We start from the raw sequence: 20,391 nt of genomic DNA on the forward strand, positions 1-20,391 counted from the left end.
ATTTCCCCAGCTAACCCACCTCTTATCCACAGAGTTATCCCAAGCATCTGGCTTCACTGGGCTTAGGATGTGCGTTTTACAGGATCACCATGTCAGCCGCTTCTAACAGCTTTGATGAGAGCTTCTCTCACGACCAGCAAATTGCACAATTGCGTATTCCTCCGCACTCGATTGAGGCGGAGTCCAGCGTATTGGGTGGCTTGTTGCTAGACAACGGCGCATGGGACCGTGTGGGCGACTTGTTAGAGGATGGCGACTTCTACCGTTACGAACATAAGCAGGTGTATGCCGCCATCGGCGCCTTGGTGAACACCAGCCGTCCGGCTGACGTGATCACGGTGTATGAACACTTGCAAGCATTAGGCAAAGCCGAAGAAATTGGTGGCTTGGGCTACCTCAACGCTTTGGCGCAATACGTGCCGAGCGCCAGCAATATCCGACGTTATGCCGAAATCGTGCGCGAACGTTCCATCCTGCGCAAGCTGGTGACGGCCAGCGATGAAATTGCCACCAACGCCTTCAACACGCAGGGCAGAGCGGTGGCCCAAATCTTGGACGAAGCCGAGCAAAAAATCTTCAACATCGGTGAAGAAGGCTCGCGCATGAAGCAAGGTTTTCAAGCCATGCCGCAGTTGGTAGTTGACTTGTTAGACCGTGTGCAGGAAATGGCGGACAGCCAGAGCGATATCACGGGTGTACCTACGGGCTTCATTGACTTTGACCGCATGACCTCAGGCTTGCAGCCCGGCGATTTGATTGTGTTGGCAGCGCGTCCATCCATGGGCAAAACAGCCTTGGCCATCAACATTGCCGAGCACGTGGCCTTGAACGAAGGTTTGCCCGTGGCGGTGTTCTCGATGGAAATGGGCGCCGCGCAGTTGGCAGTTCGTATCGTGGGTTCGATTGGTCGTGTGGACCAAGGCCATTTGCGTACGGGCAAGTTGAGTGATGACGAGTGGCCGCGTTTAACGGAAGCCATTGAGAAGCTGCGCAATGTGTCGTTGCACATCGATGAAACACCGGGCTTAACCCCGAGTGAGCTGCGTGCCAACGCGCGTCGTTTGTCGCGTCAATGCGGCAAGCTTGGCCTCATCGTGGTCGACTATTTGCAGCTCATGAGCGGCTCTAGCAGCAGCGGTGGCGACAACCGTGCGACCGAGATTGGCGAAATTTCTCGTGGCTTGAAAATGCTCGCCAAAGAGCTGCAATGCCCTGTGATTGCACTGTCTCAGCTCAACCGAAGCGTGGAACAACGCACCGACAAACGTCCCATGATGAGTGACTTGCGTGAATCGGGTGCGATTGAGCAGGACGCGGACGTGATCATGTTCATTTACCGCGACGATTACTACAACAAAGAATCCAAAGAGCCGGGCGTGGCCGAGGTCATCATCGGTAAGCAGCGTAACGGCCCCACTGGAACCGTCAAGCTGGCTTTCTTGAAGCCACTCACCAAGTTCGAAAGCTTGGCCAGTGGCTACAGCAGTGGTGGCGACTACTAGCCAGCTCTTAAGGCTTAAAGCACTTCACTGGCAAAGTCAGCCAAGCGTGAGCGCTCGCCACGGGCCAAGGTGATGTGGCCGCCATGTGGCCAACCTTTGAAACGGTCTACCGCATACGTCAGGCCCGATGAGCCTTCTGTCAGGTAAGGCGTATCGATCTGCGCCAAGTTACCCATGCACACAATCTTGGTGCCGGGACCTGCGCGCGTGATGAGCGTTTTCATTTGCTTGGGCGTCAAGTTCTGGGCTTCATCGATGATGAGGTACTTGTTCAAGAACGTGCGTCCACGCATGAAGTTCAGGCTCTTGATCTTGATGCGGCTGCGAATCAAATCATTGGTCGCGGCACGGCCCCAGTCGCCCGAGTTGGTGTCGGTCTTGGCCAGTACTTCAAGGTTGTCGTCTAAGGCGCCCATCCATGGACCCATTTTTTCTTCTTCGGTGCCTGGCAAGAAGCCGATGTCTTCGCCTACGCTCACCGTGGCGCGGGTCATGATGATTTCGGTGTAGCGACGGTCGTCCAATACTTGCGTCAGGCCTGCGGCCAAGGCCATCAAGGTCTTGCCGGTGCCTGCAGTGCCAGTGAGGGTGACGAAGTCAATTTCTGGATCGGTCAGCAAGTTCATCGCGAAGTTTTGTTCACGGTTGCGTGTGGTCACGCCCCACACCGCATTTTTGAGATGCGTGAAGTCTTTGAGCGTTTTCAAGACCACGGTGTTGCCGCGAATTTCGGTCACACGGGCATAGAGACTTGGCTCACCGGCTGACTCGTAATACACAAACTGATTGATGTGCAGGTCGGGTACTAAAGGGCCGCTTAGGCGGTAGAAGGTGTGGCTGCCGCTTTGCCAGCTTTCCACCTCTTTGGCGTGCTTGAGCCAGAAGTCTTCTGGTAGGGCGATGGCGCCCGAGTAGAGGAGGTCACCGTCTTCCAGAGTCTTGTCGTTTTGGTAGTCCTCAGCGGCCAGACCCAAGGCGCGTGCTTTGACGCGCATGTTGATGTCTTTGGAGACCAACACCACTTCGCGCGGTGCGTGCTTGATGCGCAGGGCCTCGACCACTCCCAAAATTTGGTTGTCGGCTTTGCCTTGGGGCAGGCTAGAAGGTAGGGTGAAATCAAGCGGCTCGGTTTGGAAGAACAAACGGCCCCCCACTTGAATGTGGCCTGTGCCGTCAAGCTTAATGCCTGTCGTGATGTCTGCGCCGTGCGAAGCCACCAAAGCATCAAGCGAACGGCTGGTTTGGCGCGCGTTGCGCGCCACTTCGGTCATGCCTTTTTTGTGGCCATCGAGCTCTTCGAGCACGATCATGGGCAAGAACACATCGTGTTCTTCGAAGCGGAACAAGCACATCGGGTCATGCATCAACACATTGGTGTCGAGCACAAAGAGCTTAGTAGGGCCTGTGTGTTTCTTCTTAGGAGTGGCTGCACGCGCAGGGGCGGCTGCTTTGCGCTCGCCTTTGTAGGCGGGCATGGGTTCGGATTTGCGTGCGGCGAGTGGCGCTTCTGGTGCTTTGGTGGGCACTGGTGCTTCGACTTCGTGGGTGTCACGGCGCGGTGCCGATTTGCGTGTGCTGCGCGATTTAGGCGCTGCGGCATCTAAGCCCTCGGTGTTCAACAAAGCGGCACGTTTGGCGGGGGCGGGAGGCAGTGGCATAGATGAAACTTAAAGAGTTGAAACGCAAGTGGAAAGCATCAGCACCGACTTAAAAAGCGAAAAAGCCGCCTGGAGGCCAAGGCGGCTTTTCGTTGCAAACGTGTTCGCTTCTGTCAATGTCATGAAGCCACTATAACCGAGCTCTGTGACACTTTGGATGACGGTTTAAGCAGCAGCAGTGGCTTTCTTGAGGGCTTTGACCGCCTTGAGCACTTCGTCCACATGGCCAGGCACTTTGAGGCCGCGCCACTCTTCTTTCAGCAAGCCGTCTGCGCCCACCAAGAAGGTGCTGCGCTCAATGCCTTTGACTTTTTTACCGTACATGATTTTGTTTTTCACGACGCCAAACATGTGGCACATCTTTTCTTCGGTGTCAGCAATCAGCTCGAAAGGCAGTTCGAGTTTGGTTTTGAATTCATCATGCGACTTCATGTTGTCGCGTGACACGCCAAACACCATGGCGCCAGCTTTGACGAAGTCTTTGTACTTGTCGCGGAACTGCATGGCCTCTGTGGTGCAGCCAGGCGTGTTGTCCTTTGGGTAAAAGTACAAGACCATCACTTGGCCGTTGTGCGAGGTGTTGCTTACCTTAATGCCGCCTGTGGCGTTGGCTTCAAATTCGGGGAGGGGTTTGTTGACAACAATTGCCATAGCGCTCAATCAGGTGTGACAGTTCAAACGGCCGGATGAAGGAGGCGACTGTCGAGACAGCCCCCTTCCGGCAACCCACTATTTTAACTTAGAAACCTAGGCTTGCATACGAATCAACGCATCAAGCAGATGCGCGGCGAAGCGTGTTCTTAATTCTTACTTGTAGAAGCTTCGATTAATAATGCCGCCGCTACTTTGCGGCCTTCGCCCGCCAAGATGTTGTAAGTGCGGCAAGCCGCTTGTGTATCCATGGTCTCTAGACCTAAGCGGCGCTGCATCAAGCCCACTTGCCATTCGGGCTTGGGGAAACGCAAACGTTCACCGCTGCCAAAGATCACCAACTCCACATCTAACTCGGCCAGTTGTGCGAATTGTTGTGGGCCTAAATCTTCAAAACTTTGGCAATCCCAATCGAGGCGCAGCCCCTCGGAGGTGATCAGCACACTGTGCGTGATTTTTTCGCCTTGGATGGCAATCCATCCTGGGCCATAGGCGGTGACGGACTGGGTCTCGATGCGATCGGGTTGTAATTTCATAAATGCCTTGAGATCTGTGGTCAAATTATAGGTTTCACCCTGTAAAAGAGCCCTCGGAGGGACTTTGAAGAAGATCCAAAAATCCAACAAGCTGTCCAACGTCTGTTATGACATTCGCGGTCCCATCATGGACCGAGCGCGTCAAATGGAGGAGGAAGGCCACAAGATCATCAAACTCAACATCGGCAACTTGGCCGTGTTTGGCTTTGATGCGCCTGAAGAAATTCAGCAAGACATGATCCGCAACCTGCCCACCTCGGCGGGTTACTCGGACAGCAAAGGCATTTTTGGCGCCCGCAAAGCGGTGATGCACGAGACGCAAAAGCAAGGCATCAAAGGCGTCACGCTCGATGACATTTACTTGGGCAATGGCGCGAGTGAACTCATCGTCATGGCCACCAACGGCTTGCTGAATAACGGCGACGAGTTGCTGTTGCCTGCGCCCGACTATCCGTTGTGGACTGCAGCGGTCAGCTTGTCTGGCGGCACACCCGTGCACTATGTGTGTGACGAAGCGAATGGTTGGATGCCTGACATCGAAGACATTCGTTCGAAGATCACCAAGAACACCAAGGGTATTGTGGTCATTAACCCCAACAACCCAACGGGTGCTTTGTATTCAGACGAATTGCTGATGCAAATCGTGGAGCTAGCACGCAAGCATGGCTTGATCATCTTTGCAGACGAGGTGTATGACAAGGTCTTGTACGACGGTGTCAAACACACGCCGCTTGGCAGTTTGAGCGAAGACGTGTTGACACTCACCTTCAACTCGCTGTCTAAGAGCTACCGCTCATGTGGCTATCGCGCGGGTTGGCTGGTGGTGTCGGGTGACAAAAAGCCTGCAGCCGATTACATCGAGGGCCTCAACATGCTCTCGAACATGCGCTTGTGTGCCAACGTGCCAGGCCAGTGGGCCATTCAAACCGCCTTAGGTGGTTACCAAAGCATCAACGATTTGGTGGGCGAGGGCGGTCGTTTGCGCAAGCAACGCGACTTGGCCTATGAACTCATCACCGCTATTCCCGGCGTGACGTGTGTGAAGCCGCAAGCTGCTTTGTATATGTTCCCGCGCTTGGACCCCAAGGTGTACCCCATCAAAGATGACCAACAGTTTTTCTTAGAGTTGCTCCAAGAAACCAAGGTCATGTTGGTGCAGGGCACGGGCTTTAACTGGAAGACCACGGACCACTTCCGCATCGTGTTCTTGCCCCACGAAGACGACTTGCGTGAGGCCATCTCGCGCATCGCAAAATTCTTAGAAAACTACCGAAGCAGAAAAGCATGAAACCGATTCAAGTAGGCCTCTTAGGCATTGGCACTGTAGGCAGCGGCACTTTCGAAGTGCTCAAACGCAACCAAGAAGAAATCCAACGTCGCGCCGGTCGCGGCATTGAAGTCACCATGGTGGCTGACCTCGATGTGGCACGTGCCAAAAGCATCGTGGGCGCGAATGTGCAAGTGGTGGACGATGCGCGCAAGATCATCGCCAACCCTGACATCGACATCGTGGTCGAACTCATTGGTGGCTACGGCATTGCCAAGCAACTCGTGCTCGAAGCCATTGAAGCAGGCAAGCATGTGGTCACGGCCAACAAAGCATTGCTGGCGGTGCACGGCACAGAAATTTTTGCTGCTGCTCACAAAAAAGGCGTGATGGTCGCGTTTGAAGCTGCGGTCGCTGGCGGTATTCCGATCATCAAAGCTTTGCGCGAAGGCCTCACGGCCAACCGCATTCAGTGGTTGGCTGGCATCATCAATGGCACAACCAATTTCATCTTGTCTGAGATGCGCGACAAGGGCTTGACCTTTAACGATGTACTTAAGCAAGCGCAAGCTTTGGGCTATGCCGAAGCTGATCCGACCTTTGACATCGAAGGTGTGGATGCCGCGCACAAAGCCACCATCATGTCGGCCATCGCGTTTGGCGTGCCTGTGCAGTTTGACAAGGCCTATGTCGAAGGCATCACCAAGCTCGAATCACAAGACATCAAGTACGCCGAACAACTCGGCTACCGCATCAAGTTGTTGGGTATTTCCAAGCGCACCGCCGCAGGCATTGAACTGCGCGTGCATCCCTGCTTGGTGCCAGCGAAGCGTTTGATTGCCAACGTTGAAGGCGCGATGAACGCCGTGATGGTGCAAGCCGACGCTGTGGGCACCACCTTGTATTACGGCAAAGGTGCGGGCAGTGAACCCACCGCCAGCGCGGTGATCGCCGACTTGGTGGACATCACACGTTTGCACACCGCAGACCCGTTGAACCGCGTGCCGCATTTGGCCTTCCAGCCCGACGCGATGAGCAACTTGCCCATTCTGCCGATGGCCCAAGTGGTCACCAGCTACTACCTGCGCTTGCGCGTGGCCGACCAAGCGGGCGTGCTCGCCAAGGTCACAGGCATTTTGGCCAATACAGCCATCAGCATTGATGCCGTGTTGCAGCGCGAAGCTGGTGAGGGCGAGAGCCATACCGACCTCATCATCTTGACCCACGATTGTGTGGAAGCCAAGATGAATGAAGCCCTTGCTGAAATGCAAAAGTTGACCACCGTGTTGGCCCCGATCACCCGCATCCGCAAAGAAGAGTTGAACTGATGCTGTATTTGTCCACGCGCGGCCACGCCGAGCGCAAGCGTTTTTGTGAAATCCTCCTCGAGGGCTTGGCCCCGGATGGTGGTTTGTATTTGCCCGAGCACTATCCACAGGTGGACGATGCAGCGCTCACGCGTTTGCGCACTACGTTCCAAACCCAAGGCTACGCAACCTTGGCGTTTGAAGTGCTGTCGCTCTATATCGATGACATTCCTGCGGATGACTTAAAAGCCTTGTGCGCCAAGACCTACACCAAAGAGGTTTACGGCACCGAGGCCATCGTGCCTCTGCGCAAGTTAGAAGACGGCTTATGGGTGGAGGCTTTGTCAAACGGCCCCACGCTCGCGTTCAAAGACATGGCCATGCAACTGTTGGGCAACTTGTTTGAATATGAGTTGGCGCGCCGTGGCGAAGAGTTGAATATTTTTGGTGCGACCAGTGGCGACACTGGCAGCGCGGCCGAATACGCCATGCGTGGCAAAAAAGGTGTGCGCGTGTTCATGACCAGCCCACACGGCCGCATGAGCCCGTTCCAACAAGCGCAAATGTTCAGCTTGATGGATGAGAACATCCACAACATCGCCATCGAAGGCGTGTTTGACGATTGCCAAGATTTGGTCAAAGCCGTGTCCAACGATTTGGACTTCAAAACCAAATACAAAATTGGCACAGTCAACTCCATCAATTGGGCGCGTTTGTTGGCGCAAGTGGTGTACTACTTTGCTGGCTATTTCCAGGCCACTACAGCCAACAGCCAAAAGGTGAGCTTCACCGTGCCGAGCGGCAACTTTGGCAACGTGTGCGCTGGCCATGTGGCCCGCATGATGGGCTTGCCTGTGGACACCTTGGTGGCTGCCACCAACGAAAACGATGTGCTCGACGAGTTCTTCCGCACGGGCGTGTACCGCGTGCGCGGAAGTGCTGACACGCACGAAACCTCTAGCCCATCGATGGATATTTCCAAGGCCAGCAACTTCGAACGCTTTGTGTTCGATTTACTCGGTCGCGACGCGGCGCTCACCAAAGACTTGTTTGGACCACAAATCTCGAAGAACGGCAAGTTCGACCTGAGTGGCAATCCACACTTTGCAGAAGCAGCAGCGCGTTACGGTTTTGCCAGCGGCAAGAGCACACATGCCAACCGATTGGCCACCATCCAAGACGTGCACAAACGCTTTGGCGAGATGATCGACACGCACACCGCCGACGGCGTGAAAGTGGCGCGTGAACACATCAAGGCTGGCGTGCCGATGATCGTGCTGGAAACTGCTTTGCCCATCAAATTTGCGGCCACCATCGTGGAAGCCTTGGGCCAAGAGCCCAATCGTCCGTCCAAGTTTGAAGGCATCGAAGCTTTGCCTAAGCGTGTGCAGGTGATGAAGGCGGATGTGGCGCAAATTAAGGCGTACATCACCCAGCATTGCGATCACGCATGAAAGTCGTTGCCTTTGCCGGTTACTCCGGCTCAGGAAAAACCACCTTGGTGGAGCAGCTGATTGGCTGCATGCGAATGAAAGGCCTGCGCGTGTCTGTCGTCAAACATGCGCACCACAACTTTGACATCGACAAGCCCGGCAAAGACAGCTGGCGTCACCGTGAAGCCGGCGCATTTGAGGTGCTGGTGGCGTCCAACCAACGCTTGGTCTTGCAGCGTCAGTTTGAGCAGCCTGCGCAGCTGTCTGTGCACCACTTGTTGGCCGAGGTGTACGACGGCGTGGACTGGGTGCTGGTCGAAGGCTTTAAGAAAAGCGATTTGCTCAAGGTTGAAGTCTGGCGCAAAGCGTCTGAGCAACCTGTGCGTTACCCGCATGATGACTTTGTGGTGGCCATCGCCACCGATTCACCGCAAAACATGCCAGAGGCCACGCAGCGTCCTGTGCTTGATTTGAATGACCCCTATGCCATCACCGAATGGTTGGTGGCCAATGAAGACCGTTTCGAATACAACCCACCTTTGCTATGACCCGTCCTCCCTTGCTTTCACTCGATGACGCTTTGCCGCAATTGCTGGCGCAAGCTCGTGCATTGACGGGGGTGCAATCGGTTTCTACTTTTGAAGCTGATGGCCGCGTGTTGGCGCAAGACGTGACGGCTGCCTTGCAGGTGCCCCCGCAAGACAACAGTTCAATGGATGGCTACGCCATTCGAGTAGCCGACTGTGCGCAAGAAGGCGCTGTGCTACGTGTGACGCAACGCATTCCCGCAGGTACACACGGCACGCAGCTCCATGCCGGCGAGGCTGCACGTATCTTTACTGGGGCACCCATTCCCCCTGGCGCTGATGCTGTGGTCATGCAAGAGGACTGCGAAGCCTTAGAGGGCGATCAAGTCAAGGTGAACAAGGCTGTGCCGGTAGGACAGTGGATTCGTCGCTCAGGCGAAGACGTCACACGCGGCGCGACGGTGCTGAGCAAAGGCACACGGTTGTCACCCGCTGAGTTGGGCTTGGCGGCCAGTATTGGTTTGGCTCAGTTGCAAGTGTCTGCACGTCCGCGTGTGGCTCTGTTCTCTACCGGCGATGAATTGGTCATGCCCGGCGATGTGGCCCCTGAGGCGATGCTTGCTGGCGCCATTTACAACTCCAACCGTTTCTTTTTGCGCGCCATGTTGCAGCGCTTGGGTTGCGAGGTGACCGACCTGGGCATCGTGCCCGACAAACGCGACGCCACCATCGCTGCCCTGCGCGATGCGGCGCAGCACCATGATTTGATTCTCACCAGCGGCGGCGTGTCGGTGGGCGAAGAAGACCACATCAAACCCGCGGTGGAAAGTTTGGGTGAGTTGAATTTGTGGCAACTGGCCATCAAGCCCGGCAAGCCCTTTGCGTATGGCAAGGTGAACCGCGATGGTGGTGCGTGTCACTTCATGGGTCTGCCCGGCAACCCCGTGTCCAGTTTTGTGACCTTCTTGTTGTTGGTACGTCCGTTTGTGTTGGCCTTGCAAGGTGTGACGAAGACTGATATCGCACGCACCGACATGACAGCTCATTTCGATTGGCCCCGCGCCGACAAGCGCCGTGAGTTTTTGCGTGTCAAACGCAACGCGCAAGGCAGCTTGGATTTGTTCCCTAACCAAAGCTCTGGCGTGCTCACCTCTGCCGTATGGGGCGATGGCGTGGTGGATAACCCTGCTGGGCAAACGATTTCAAAAGGCGATACCGTTCGCTTTATTTCTTTTGCGGAGTGGCTGGCATGAGCGTGACCTACAACGTGAACCTCAAATACTTTGCATCCATTCGCGAAGCCATCGGGCAGGGCGGCGAAAGCGTGAGCACACAAGCGGTCACACTCCAAGCTTTGCGTGATGAGCTGATTGCACGCGGTGGCGCTTACGCCGAAGCACTGGCCCATGGCCGTGCCGTGCGCATGGCCTTGAACCAAGACCTGTGCGATGCGTCTGCCGCATTGAGCGAAGGTTGCGAAGTGGCCTTCTTTCCGCCCGTCACTGGCGGCTAAACCCAGAGGCACGCCATGTCATTCACCGTCAGCATCCAAACCCAAGACTTTGATGTGAGCCAAGAGCTTGCCGCCTTGCGTACGGGCGATGCGCGGGTGGGGGCGGTGTGCTCGTTTTTAGGTACAGTGCGCGAGCGCAATGACGGCAGCTCGGTCGCCAGCATGGAGCTAGAGCATTACCCCGGCATGACCGAGAAGTCCATCTCGGCCATGATGGACGAAGCCAAGAAACGCTTTGACATCTTTGCTGCGCGTGTGATCCACCGCGTGGGTTTGTTGCACCCAGAAGATCAAATCGTCTTCGTGGCGGTGACCTCTGCCCACCGCGGCGAGAGCTTCAAGGCTTGCGAGTTTTTGATGGACTACCTCAAAACCCAAGCGCCATTTTGGAAAAAAGAAGTCACGCCCGAAGGCGCACGCTGGGTCGATGCCCGTGTGAGTGACGACCAAGCCTTGGCCCGCTGGGGCATCCAAGCCAGCAATACGCTTTCCCAATAACCCAAGCACTGCACTTGTGTGGCACGCGCGCATTCAGCCGCCAGAGGCGAGCACTGCGGTGTTTGATGCAGGTCAAATACATAAGACCTGATTGCTCTTGAAATAAGGCTTGGCAGCCTCAGGTATTGGGTAATTCAACATTTCGCTTCGGAGTTTTTATGCGCGTCGACAAACTCACCACCAAATTTCAAGAAGCCTTAGGCGATGCCCAAAGCTTGGCGCTTGGCAACGACCACGCCTACATCGAACCTTCCCACGTGCTGGTCGCCATGCTGCGCCAAGACGATGGCCCCAAGTCGCTGTTGCAACGCGCGGGCGCCAATGTGTCAGGCCTCTTGTCGTCTGCCGAAGATGCGATGAACCGCTTACCCAAGGTCGAAGGTCAAGACCAGGTGCAAGTGGGGCGCGACACCGTGTCCTTGATTCAAGCTGCAGAAAAAGAAGCCATCAAACGTGGCGACCAGTTTGTGGCCAGTGAATTGTTCTTGCTCGCCCTGTGCGACAACAAAGGCAACTGGGGCAAGCTCGCCACGCAAAACGGCTTGAGCCGCAAGTCTTTAGAGGCGGCGGTCACGGCCGTGCGCGGCGGCCAAAAAGTGGACAACGCTGAGAGTGAAGGCCAGCGTGAGTCGCTCAAAAAATACTGCATGGATTTGACCGAGCGTGCGCGTCAAGGCAAGCTCGACCCTGTGATTGGCCGTGACGACGAAATTCGCCGTGCCATTCAAGTGTTGCAGCGTCGCAGCAAAAACAACCCTGTGCTCATCGGTGAGCCAGGTGTGGGCAAGACCGCGATTGTGGAGGGCTTGGCCCAACGCATCGTGGCAGGTGAGGTGCCCGATTCGCTCAAAGGCAAACGTGTGTTGTCGCTGGACATGGCTGCTTTGTTGGCCGGTGCGAAATACCGCGGCGAGTTTGAAGAGCGTCTGAAAAGCGTGCTCAAAGAGTTGGCACAAGACGAAGGCCAAACCATTGTGTTCATCGATGAGCTGCACACCATGGTGGGCGCTGGCAAGGCCGATGGTGCGATGGATGCGGGCAACATGCTCAAGCCCGCCTTGGCGCGTGGCGAGCTGCACTGCGTGGGCGCCACCACCTTGGACGAATACCGCAAGTACATCGAAAAAGATGCGGCTTTAGAGCGTCGTTTCCAAAAAATCATCGTGGGCGAACCCACCGTCGAAGCCACGATTGCGATTTTGCGTGGCTTGCAAGAGAAGTATGAAGTGCACCATGGCGTGGAGATTACCGACCCCGCCATCGTTGCGGCGGCCGAGTTGAGTCACCGCTACATCACCGATCGCTTCTTGCCCGACAAGGCCATTGATTTGATCGACGAGGCAGCCGCCAAAATCAAAATTGAAATCGACTCCAAGCCCGAGGTGATGGACAAACTCGACCGTCGCCTGATTCAGCTCAAGATTGAGCGCGAAGCTGTGCGCAAAGAAAAAGACGAAGCGTCTAAGAAGCGCATGGAGTTGCTCGAAGAGGAAATTGAAAAGATTGGCAAAGAGTACGCTGACCTTGATGAAATTTGGAAGGCCGAAAAATCATCTGCCCACGGCGGTGCGCAACTCAAAGAAGAGATTGACCGTTTGCGCCATCAAATTGAAGAGCTCACGCGCAAGGGCGAGTTCAACAAAGTGGCCGAGTTGCAATACGGCAAATTACCCGAGCTTGAAAAGCGCATGAAAGAAGCCAACGCGCGCGAAAGCGGCAAGGCCAATGCGGCAGGCGGTAACCGCTTGCTGCGCACGCAAGTGGGGGCAGAAGAAATTGCCGAAGTTGTGGCGCGTGCCACAGGTATTCCTGTGTCCAAGCTGATGCAAGGCGAGCGCGACAAGCTCTTGCAAATGGAAGACAAGTTGCACGACCGCGTGGTGGGGCAAGAAGAGGCCATCACCGCGGTGGCCAACGCCATTCGCCGCTCGCGTGCTGGTTTGGGTGACCCCAATCGTCCGACAGGCTCGTTCTTGTTCCTTGGCCCAACCGGTGTGGGTAAAACTGAGCTGTGCAAGGCTTTGGCCGGCTTCTTGTTTGACAGTGAAGACCACATGATTCGCATCGACATGAGCGAGTTCATGGAGAAACATTCTGTGAGTCGCCTGGTGGGTGCGCCCCCCGGCTATGTGGGCTACGACGAGGGCGGCTATTTGACCGAAGCCGTGCGTCGCAACCCCTACAGCGTATTGTTGCTGGACGAGGTGGAAAAGGCACATCCTGATGTGTTCAACATCTTGTTGCAAGTGCTCGACGATGGCCGCTTGACCGATGGCCAAGGCCGCACGGTGGACTTTAAAAACACCGTCATCGTGATGACGTCTAACATCGGCTCGCCCATCATCCAAAGCATGGTGGGGCAAGACCCGCAAGACATCAAAGATGCGGTGTGGGATGAACTCAAGTCGCATTTCCGTCCTGAGTTCTTGAACCGTATTGACGAGACCGTGGTGTTCCACGCTTTGGATGCCGAGCACATCGCCAGCATCGCGGGCATTCAGCTCAAGATTTTGGCAAGCCGCTTGACCAAGATGGATTTGACCTTGGATGTGTCGCCTGCGGCTTTGGCTGAGTTGGCGAAGGTGGGCTTTGACCCTGTGTTTGGTGCACGTCCTTTGAAGCGCGCCATTCAGCAACGCATTGAGAACCCGTTGTCGAAGTTGTTGTTGGAGGGCAAGTTCTTGCCCAAAGACACGATTGCAGTCAACGTCGACCCTGTGCGTGCGCCGGGTGAATTCGCCTTCACCAAGGCCGAGGTTTGACCCTAGATAGGTGAGGGGGCTTGTCCCTCAGTCGACCGCGCTCATCAAGCGCAGCAGTTAGGATGCTTGCATTCTCTCAGCTGCGCTTTTTTTATGACCACTTTGAACCCCGTTTCCAACCCTTGGCGCGATGACGCGGCTGTCATTGGTTTGGTTGGCATTGCACACGCCAGTTCGCACTTTTCACACCTGTTGTTGCCGCTCATGTTTCCGGTGTTCATGAGCACCTTTGGTCTGAGTTACTCGGAGCTGGGTTTTTTGATGACGGTTTTTTTCGTTGTCTCAGGCATTGGGCAAGCTTCTGCCGGATTTGTGGTGGATCGTTTTGGCGCGCGTCCTATTTTGTTTGGCTCATTGGTGGTGTTGGCTTTGGGCGCGCTCACTGTGGCTGTGGCGCAAAGCTATTGGGGCTTGATGCTAGGCGCCGCTTTTTTGGGGCTCGGCAATTGCGCATTTCATCCGGTTGACTTCACCATCCTGAATCAGAAGGTTTCTGCGCCACGGTTGGGTTATGCCTTTAGCGCACACGGGTTGACCGGTAATTTGGGATGGGCGTTGGCGCCCGTTTTTATGGTCGGCTTGAGTGCTGCATTTGATTGGCGTACCGCTTATGTGGGGGCCGCATTTTTGTTCTTTGCAATTTTGGTGTTGCTCCTTTGGCAGCGCGATTTTTTGAATGCCGATGTGGTTGACCACAAACAAGATGCCAATGGCGTGAGCACACTGGCCTTCTTAAAAATTCCCGTCGTTTGGTGGTGCTTCGGTTTCTTCTTGTTGTCTACGATGACATTGGCTGTTGTACAAAGCTTTGCTGTATCTATTTTGCAAGCCATGCACAGCGTGACGTTTGAAGCGGCCACCTTCACGCTCACCGCATACATGCTGTGTGCTGCAGTTGGCATGTTTGTTGGTGGATTTGTGGCGGCACGTTGGCCGCGTCTCAGCGACAAAGTGGTGGCCGGCTGCATGACCGTCGCAGCCTTGTTCATGGCTTTGTGTGGCAGCGGCATGTTTGAAGCCACAGCCACGATGACGATTTTGGCTGTCACAGGTTTGGCGATTGGTGTGGGTGGGCCATCGCGCGACATGATGATCAAGAAGGCGACTCCCAAGGGTGCGACAGGCCGTGTTTACGGCATTGTGTATTCGGGCTTAGATGTTGGCTTTGCCATCTCACCGCTCATCTTTGGCGTCTTCATGGATCACGGCTGGTACGGCGCTACCTTGCTAGGCGCTGCCTTTGTGTTGCTGCTCAGCGTGGTGGTGGCCTTGGGTGTGGGGCGCAGAACTGTGCATGCGTAGCAGCCAACTGGTCATGCAATAAAAAAAGGGACCTGATGGTCCCTTTTTTGTTTCAGCAAAACCGAATTACTTCAGGTGCTTGCCGATCAAGCCAGCCAATTCAAACATGGTGACTTGGGCTTTGCCAAACACTTGCTTGAGCTTGTCGTCAGCGTTGATGTTGCGCTTGTTGACTTTGTCTTGCAGGCCGTGCTTCTTGATGTAGGTCCACATCTTGCTCACGACTTCAGTGCGTGGCACTGCAGTGTTACCGATCACAGCAGCCAATGCGGCGCTAGGTGTGAGGGCTTTCATGAACGCAGCATTGGGCGTGCGCTTCTTTGCAGGTGCTTTTTTGGCCGCAGCTTTTTTAGCTGGGGCTTTCTTGGCGACAACTTTTTTAGCAGCAACTTTTTTGGCTACTGGTTTTTTAGCGGGGGCAGCTTTCTTCGCTGGGGCTTTTTTAGCAACTACTTTTTTAGCTGCTGGCTTTTTTGCTGCAACGACTTTTTTTGCTGGAGATGCTTTTTTAGCGGCAGGCTTCTTAGCCGCTACTTTTTTAGCAGGTGCAGCTTTTTTCGCTGCTACTTTTTTAGCTGGAGCAGCTTTCTTTGCTGCCACTTTTTTAGCCGGAGCTTTTTTTGCAGTTGCCATGGTTGATTTCCTTCTAGAAGTTTTTGTTTGCAAGCCTTAGAGATATCGCTCTAGAGCAATGCGGATGCTAATTGAGAACGCACGTCTTTCCAAGCTAAAAACAACTTTTTCATTGGAGGATGTTGTTTTTTGCGAGGGTTGTCATGACATGCCCAGTGTGTCTGTGTCTGTGCCTGCGACGCATGTTCTGAATCAGGACTGTGCTGTCGCGCTTGCTCATATTTGAAAAATCATTTCATATTGCAATACATAGATATGTTGCGGTGCAATATTTTTTCTTGGTATGAGAAATCAAGTTCCACATTGCAGAATAAGTTCAATAACGTATTGATTTGATTGAATAAAAATAAATTCTTATATAAGACATAAGACGCGAACCAAGTCTTCTATAAGACTTATAGTCGATCCATCGATAACCACTTAACTTTCTGGAGCGAACCATGCCTCAATCACTGAACGAACAACTCAGCCGCGAACAACAAATCGCAGCCCTCGAAAAAGACTGGGCGACCAACCCACGCTGGAAAGGCGTGAAGCGTGGTTACTCTGCTGCTGACGTCGTGCGTTTGCGCGGCAGCATGCCTATCGAGCACACACTCGCCAAGCGCGGTGCAGAAAAGCTCTGGGAAAAAGTCAACGGCGGTGCCAAGAAAGGCTACGTCAACGCATTCGGCGCGATCTCTGCTGGCCAAGCCATGCAACAAGCCAAAGCGGGCTTGGAAGCTGTGTACTTGTCAGGCTGGCAAGTCGCTGCTGACGGCAACACATCCGAGACCATGTACCCAGACCAATCGCTCTACGCGTACGACTCTGTGCCCACCATGGTTCGCCGCATCAACAACACATTCAAACGTGCTGACGAAATTCAATGGGGCCGTGGCATCAACCCAGGCGACAAAGAATTCATCGACTACTTTTTGCCCATCGTGGCTGACGCTGAAGCCGGTTTCGGTGGCGTGTTGAACGCTTTCGAATTGATGAAGAACATGATTGCCTCAGGTGCTGCTGGCGTTCACTTCGAAGACCAATTGGCTGCTGTGAAGAAATGCGGTCACATGGGTGGCAAAGTGTTGGTGCCAACACAAGAAGCTTGCGAGAAATTGATCTCTGCACGTTTCGCAGCTGACGTCATGGGTACATCCACCATCGTGTTGGCCCGTACCGATGCTGAAGCTGCCAACTTGATCACTTCTGATCATGACGCCAACGACAAGCCTTTCTTGACTGGTGAGCGCACACAAGAAGGTTTCTACCGCGTCAAAAACGGTTTGGAGCAAGCCATCAGCCGCGGCGTCGCCTACGCGCCTTACGCTGACTTGGTGTGGTGCGAAACAGGCGTGCCAGACATCGGCTTCGCTCGTGAATTCGCACAAGCTGTGCACGCTGCATGCCCGGGCAAGCTGTTGTCTTACAACTGCTCACCTTCTTTCAACTGGAAGAAGAACCTCAACGACAGCCAAATCGCTTCGTTCCAAGAAGACTTGTCAGCATTGGGCTACAAGTACCAGTTCATCACCTTGGCTGGTATCCACATCAACTGGTACAACACCTTCCAGTTTGCACACGCTTACGCCAACGGCGAAGGCATGAAGCACTACGTCAACATGGTGCAAGAGCCTGAGTTCGCGGCACGTGACAAGGGTTACACCTTCGTGTCACACCAACAAGAAGTGGGCGCAGGCTACTTCGACGACGTGACTACTGTGATCCAAGGCGGCTCATCTTCTGTGAAGGCTTTGACAGGTTCTACTGAAGAAGAACAGTTTCACTAAGCACTTCAATTGAGAGATTGCCTGAAAGGGCTGTCTCTTGGTTTGAATAAGGTTTGAGACCACTCAGCGTGAAAGCGTTGGGTGGTTTTTTCTGTTTTAGGCGGTCAAGAAGCCTTCTTCTGTAGCGCAATCCGTCTCTCCACATCTTTAATCAGATCTGATGGGGCGATATCTAGGGCGTCGCATAGACGAAAAACCATGCGAACGCTTGGGCTGTTGCGTCCGAGCTCTATTAATGAGATGTAGTTACGGTCAGCATCGGCTCGAAGCGCCAAGTCTGTTTGACTCCACTTTCGCTTAGTACGTAGATTGCGTAATGCTTGTCCGAATGCCTGATCTGGTTCCAAATGCTTGCCCAATAAGTTGAGCAAGGTTCGTCTGTGTTGTTGTCAGTATTTCCGTATATATGCGGCAAAATTGGTGATAATTTTGCAACCTACAAAGGAATCATCAAAATGAAAAAGTGGATATTGATGCTTGCGTTGCCTCTAGCCTTGTCTGCGTGTATGGCTACGAGACCAAAACTAAATTTGAATGATCCTCAAGCCGTGAGTAGTGCTATCGCTGTCACTCGCGATGACTTCAAAAAATTGACGCGATACACAGGGCCAGATGCAGCAGAAGATATACGCGAGACATTGCTGATTAGGGCTTGGAAGCACGATAAAGATAACCAGGTGACCTTCCAAATATACGTGTCCGATTTTTACAAAGGTGGTTGGCGGCACTACAACCAAGCACACGACTCTAATGGGAATTCTTTGGAAGTAAATGTTATTTCGCGTGATGTGATTACATGCAGTGGCGGTACATGCGCTTACCAAGAGGACTTAGGTTTGCAGGTGACACGTGACTATCTTGAGAGAAATAAAGACTCTGGACTGTTCTTCAAGATAAGCGGCAAGGGCGGGGAAGAAACTTTTCGAATATCAGGCGCTTACATCAAAGCGGTTTTGTCTGTTGTTAAGTAGTGTGGAAATGCCATGACAGCAGTGATTTAAAAAGAGTTTGTGGTTGTCCTTTTTTTGCTTGATAGTGCATAGAAGCCTGTCTATTTTCGATCAAGCTTAGTGCACTAAATACCGCTATTTCCTAGCGCCCCTTCGGTTTCGACCCTAGGGGCTTTTTTGCGTCTGTACCACCCCAGTTTTTCAGATCGTCAGTTCGGTAGACCCCTAGGGGGTTGAACAACTGATGACCTGAATCGTTGCCCCCTAGTGGGGCTTTTTTTCGTCCCTAGAAAGGAGAACAGCCCATGAGGCTATTGAGAGAGGCCGCGTCTATTGAGGATGCACCTAAGTCGATCACAGATCCCGAATTACGTGAACTCATTGCAGGACACATAGATCGGTTGAGTGAGTACGACGATTACCAGTTGGACAAGCTGATCCACATCATTGTGGTCGAACCAGATGACTGCTATGCCCAGTTAGAGCCGTTCATTGGATCAACCCCTGAGGTTGTCCAGGAGCACTCCGACTGGTACGAGTTGGTCTATGTGTGTTGAATTGCATCCAAATCTGACCCAGGATTTGCATCGAATATTGACCCACCCGATTTAAGCTTTTTAGAGCTCCTGTTTTGATTTTCTCTGTTTTCCCTCCTTGTTGCTTTGAGTCGAACTGTTCCTGAACCGGTAGCTTTCGTTTCCCGTCTCAACGATGTGGCAGTGATGCGTTAACCGGTCCAACAGTGCTGTCGTCATCTTCGGGTCACCAAATACCGCTGACCACTCCGAGAAGCTCAAGTTCGTCGTGATGATCACGCTGGTGCGCTCGTACAAACGACTCAGCAAATGAAATAGCAACGCCCCACCAGCTTGGCTGAACGGCAAATACCCCAGCTCATCCAAGATCACCAAATCAACCATCCCTAAACGGTTGGCTATTTGCCCATGCTTGCCAGCGCTCTTTTCCATCTCCAGCGCATTCACCAACTCCGCCGTCGAGAAGAACCTCACCCGCCGTTGCATGTGCATGATGGCTTGAACACCAATAGCTGTCGCTAAATGCGTCTTGCCTGTTCCTGGCCCACCAATGAGCACCACGTTCTCAGCGTTCTCAACAAACAAACCTTTATGAAGCGTTCGGATTTGAGCCTCGTTAACAGCACTCTGGCTGAAGTCAAACCCAGACAGGTCCCGATACGTCGGGAACTTTGCCACCTTCACTTGGTAGCTGACCGAGCGCACTTCACGCTCAGCAACTTCAGCTTTTAACAAGCTATCCAAGATCCCTTCAGCCCCCTGATACGCCGGTGAGCCTTGCGATGCCAGCTCTCCCACAGCCTGTGCCATACCGTGGAGCTTCAGAGTTTTCAGTGTTTGAATCATTGCATTAGGCTGCATGGCGTACCTCTCTTAAGTTGTCGTATCGAATGACGTTGGCTTGTGGCTCAACGCTTAGCGCCAGATGGCGTGGTGTGTGTGCTGGTGCAGGAGGCGCAACATCTGTCAAACGACCCAGCAAGTTGAGGATGTGCAACTTGCTTGGCATCCCAGACTCCAGCGCCAACTCAACAGCAGCCAAGACGGCTTGCTCGTCGTGATGCATGACCAACGACAAGATCTCCACCATCTCGCGGTCACCACCCACGCGTTTGCCTAGCAACGCTTGCAAGCGTTTGAACCCTTCTGGCAACTCTAGGAACGGAGCGCCGTTTCGAAGTGCCCCAGGTTTTCTTTGCAGCACTGCCAAGTAATGTCGCCAGTCATAAATGGTCTTGCCTCCATCGTGACGCCGATCGAAGTAGCGCTCATGCTGCGCAATCTCTTGCCCCTCAGTCGCCATCACTAAGCGATCGGCGTACACACGCAAACTAATGGGCCGATTGGCAAACGTAGCTGGCACGCTGTAGCGGTTGCGATCGAAATGAACCAAGCACGTGGGCGATACGCGCTTGGTGTGCTCCACAAATCCGTCAAACGCCGAAGGCGCCGCCATGAGCGTGCCACGCTCTTGCTCCCACAGCTCTCGAATCGTGAACTCGCGTCGCTGCGGATGACGCAACTCAGACCAGAGTTCTATGCAA

Annotated in this window: 18 protein-coding genes and 1 pseudogene; 12 read left to right on the forward strand and 7 right to left on the reverse strand. The window is 53.9% G+C overall.

Annotated elements, in window-relative coordinates; all coding sequences use genetic code 11:
* The first annotated feature begins 89 nt into the window (after positions 1-89).
* Positions 90-1,502, forward strand: coding sequence for a replicative DNA helicase (gene dnaB, locus C5F52_RS15775; protein WP_104799313.1), 1,413 nt, complete (start codon positions 90-92; stop codon positions 1,500-1,502).
* Positions 1,503-1,516: 14 nt separating this feature from the next.
* Here the strand turns inward: dnaB and C5F52_RS15780 are convergent, their stop codons facing one another.
* From C5F52_RS15780 to C5F52_RS15790, 3 genes are all read right to left on the reverse strand, one after another.
* A complete protein-coding gene (locus C5F52_RS15780; protein WP_104799314.1) occupies positions 1,517-3,160 on the reverse strand; it encodes a PhoH family protein in 1,644 nt (547 codons plus the stop codon).
* 165 nt (positions 3,161-3,325) lie between these two features.
* Positions 3,326-3,811, reverse strand: coding sequence for a peroxiredoxin (locus C5F52_RS15785; RefSeq protein WP_104799315.1), 486 nt, complete (start codon positions 3,809-3,811; stop codon positions 3,326-3,328).
* 149 nt (positions 3,812-3,960) lie between these two features.
* Entirely contained in the window at positions 3,961-4,347 is a 387-nt protein-coding gene (locus C5F52_RS15790; protein WP_104799316.1) for an Mth938-like domain-containing protein, read from the reverse strand.
* 64 nt (positions 4,348-4,411) lie between these two features.
* Here C5F52_RS15790 and C5F52_RS15795 point away from each other — a divergent pair, with 64 nt between their 5' ends.
* From C5F52_RS15795 to C5F52_RS15835, 9 genes are all read left to right on the forward strand, one after another.
* Positions 4,412-5,635 carry a pyridoxal phosphate-dependent aminotransferase gene (locus C5F52_RS15795; RefSeq protein WP_104799317.1) on the forward strand — a complete coding sequence of 408 codons (1,224 nt, stop codon included), beginning with the start codon at positions 4,412-4,414 and terminating at the stop codon, positions 5,633-5,635.
* Complete coding sequence (locus tag C5F52_RS15800; protein ID WP_104799318.1) at positions 5,632-6,942, forward strand: homoserine dehydrogenase; 1,311 nt, start codon at positions 5,632-5,634, stop codon at positions 6,940-6,942. The genes C5F52_RS15795 and C5F52_RS15800 overlap by 4 nt, the downstream gene beginning before the upstream one ends.
* Positions 6,942-8,375 (forward strand): threonine synthase, encoded by a 1,434-nt coding sequence (gene thrC, locus C5F52_RS15805; RefSeq protein ID WP_104799319.1) that lies wholly within the window; start codon positions 6,942-6,944, stop codon positions 8,373-8,375. Before C5F52_RS15800 ends, thrC begins: the two co-directional genes overlap by 1 nt.
* Positions 8,372-8,902, forward strand: coding sequence for a molybdopterin-guanine dinucleotide biosynthesis protein B (gene mobB / locus C5F52_RS15810; protein ID WP_104799320.1), 531 nt, complete (start codon positions 8,372-8,374; stop codon positions 8,900-8,902). The genes thrC and mobB overlap by 4 nt, the downstream gene beginning before the upstream one ends.
* Positions 8,899-10,134 (forward strand): gephyrin-like molybdotransferase Glp, encoded by a 1,236-nt coding sequence (gene glp, locus C5F52_RS15815; RefSeq protein WP_104799321.1) that lies wholly within the window; start codon positions 8,899-8,901, stop codon positions 10,132-10,134. Before mobB ends, glp begins: the two co-directional genes overlap by 4 nt.
* A complete protein-coding gene (moaD, locus tag C5F52_RS15820) occupies positions 10,131-10,394 on the forward strand; it encodes a molybdopterin converting factor subunit 1 (RefSeq protein WP_104799322.1) in 264 nt (87 codons plus the stop codon). The genes glp and moaD overlap by 4 nt, the downstream gene beginning before the upstream one ends.
* Before the next feature lie 15 nt (positions 10,395-10,409).
* Complete coding sequence (moaE, locus tag C5F52_RS15825) at positions 10,410-10,892, forward strand: molybdopterin synthase catalytic subunit MoaE (RefSeq protein ID WP_104799323.1); 483 nt, start codon at positions 10,410-10,412, stop codon at positions 10,890-10,892.
* Positions 10,893-11,050: 158 nt separating this feature from the next.
* Positions 11,051-13,654 carry an ATP-dependent chaperone ClpB gene (gene clpB / locus C5F52_RS15830; RefSeq protein WP_104799324.1) on the forward strand — a complete coding sequence of 868 codons (2,604 nt, stop codon included), beginning with the start codon at positions 11,051-11,053 and terminating at the stop codon, positions 13,652-13,654.
* A gap of 93 nt (positions 13,655-13,747) precedes the next feature.
* Complete coding sequence (locus C5F52_RS15835; protein WP_104799325.1) at positions 13,748-14,956, forward strand: MFS transporter; 1,209 nt, start codon at positions 13,748-13,750, stop codon at positions 14,954-14,956.
* A gap of 66 nt (positions 14,957-15,022) precedes the next feature.
* Here C5F52_RS15835 and C5F52_RS15840 read toward each other — a convergent pair whose 3' ends face one another.
* Positions 15,023-15,589 carry an SWIB/MDM2 domain-containing protein gene (locus tag C5F52_RS15840; RefSeq protein ID WP_104799326.1) on the reverse strand — a complete coding sequence of 189 codons (567 nt, stop codon included), beginning with the start codon at positions 15,587-15,589 and terminating at the stop codon, positions 15,023-15,025.
* Positions 15,590-16,029: 440 nt separating this feature from the next.
* Between C5F52_RS15840 and aceA the strand changes: the two genes are divergently transcribed.
* Entirely contained in the window at positions 16,030-17,361 is a 1,332-nt protein-coding gene (gene aceA / locus C5F52_RS15845) for an isocitrate lyase (protein ID WP_104799327.1), read from the forward strand.
* Between the two features lie 104 nt (positions 17,362-17,465).
* Here aceA and C5F52_RS30420 read toward each other — a convergent pair whose 3' ends face one another.
* Positions 17,466-17,732 carry a helix-turn-helix domain-containing protein gene (locus C5F52_RS30420; RefSeq protein ID WP_104799328.1) on the reverse strand — a complete coding sequence of 89 codons (267 nt, stop codon included), beginning with the start codon at positions 17,730-17,732 and terminating at the stop codon, positions 17,466-17,468.
* A gap of 9 nt (positions 17,733-17,741) precedes the next feature.
* Between C5F52_RS30420 and C5F52_RS15855 the strand changes: the two genes are divergently transcribed.
* Positions 17,742-18,332, forward strand: coding sequence for a hypothetical protein (locus tag C5F52_RS15855; RefSeq protein ID WP_146100097.1), 591 nt, complete (start codon positions 17,742-17,744; stop codon positions 18,330-18,332).
* 596 nt (positions 18,333-18,928) lie between these two features.
* On the opposite strand, the gene istB is transcribed toward C5F52_RS15855, so the two are convergent.
* On the reverse strand, positions 18,929-19,708 hold the full coding sequence (gene istB, locus C5F52_RS15865; protein ID WP_104799331.1) for an IS21-like element helper ATPase IstB: 780 nt from the start codon (positions 19,706-19,708) through the stop codon (positions 18,929-18,931).
* A pseudogene (locus C5F52_RS15870) lies at positions 19,698-20,391 on the reverse strand (IS21 family transposase); the annotation flags it as partial. The pseudogene C5F52_RS15870 and the gene istB, both read right to left, overlap by 11 nt.

The sequence above is a fragment of the Limnohabitans sp. TS-CS-82 genome (genome assembly GCF_002943475.1).

Coding starts and splice junctions, on each gene's coding strand:
- aceA (WP_104799327.1), top strand. CDS start 16,030: ATGCCTCAATCACTGAACGAACAACTCAGCCGCGAACAACAAATCGCA.
- C5F52_RS15780 (WP_104799314.1), bottom strand. CDS start 3,160: ATGCCACTGCCTCCCGCCCCCGCCAAACGTGCCGCTTTGTTGAACACC.
- moaE (WP_104799323.1), top strand. CDS start 10,410: ATGTCATTCACCGTCAGCATCCAAACCCAAGACTTTGATGTGAGCCAA.
- thrC (WP_104799319.1), top strand. CDS start 6,942: ATGCTGTATTTGTCCACGCGCGGCCACGCCGAGCGCAAGCGTTTTTGT.
- C5F52_RS15840 (WP_104799326.1), bottom strand. CDS start 15,589: ATGGCAACTGCAAAAAAAGCTCCGGCTAAAAAAGTGGCAGCAAAGAAA.
- dnaB (WP_104799313.1), top strand. CDS start 90: ATGTCAGCCGCTTCTAACAGCTTTGATGAGAGCTTCTCTCACGACCAG.
- clpB (WP_104799324.1), top strand. CDS start 11,051: ATGCGCGTCGACAAACTCACCACCAAATTTCAAGAAGCCTTAGGCGAT.
- moaD (WP_104799322.1), top strand. CDS start 10,131: ATGAGCGTGACCTACAACGTGAACCTCAAATACTTTGCATCCATTCGC.
- glp (WP_104799321.1), top strand. CDS start 8,899: ATGACCCGTCCTCCCTTGCTTTCACTCGATGACGCTTTGCCGCAATTG.
- C5F52_RS15835 (WP_104799325.1), top strand. CDS start 13,748: ATGACCACTTTGAACCCCGTTTCCAACCCTTGGCGCGATGACGCGGCT.
- C5F52_RS15790 (WP_104799316.1), bottom strand. CDS start 4,347: ATGAAATTACAACCCGATCGCATCGAGACCCAGTCCGTCACCGCCTAT.
- C5F52_RS15785 (WP_104799315.1), bottom strand. CDS start 3,811: ATGGCAATTGTTGTCAACAAACCCCTCCCCGAATTTGAAGCCAACGCC.
- mobB (WP_104799320.1), top strand. CDS start 8,372: ATGAAAGTCGTTGCCTTTGCCGGTTACTCCGGCTCAGGAAAAACCACC.
- C5F52_RS15800 (WP_104799318.1), top strand. CDS start 5,632: ATGAAACCGATTCAAGTAGGCCTCTTAGGCATTGGCACTGTAGGCAGC.
- istB (WP_104799331.1), bottom strand. CDS start 19,708: ATGCAGCCTAATGCAATGATTCAAACACTGAAAACTCTGAAGCTCCAC.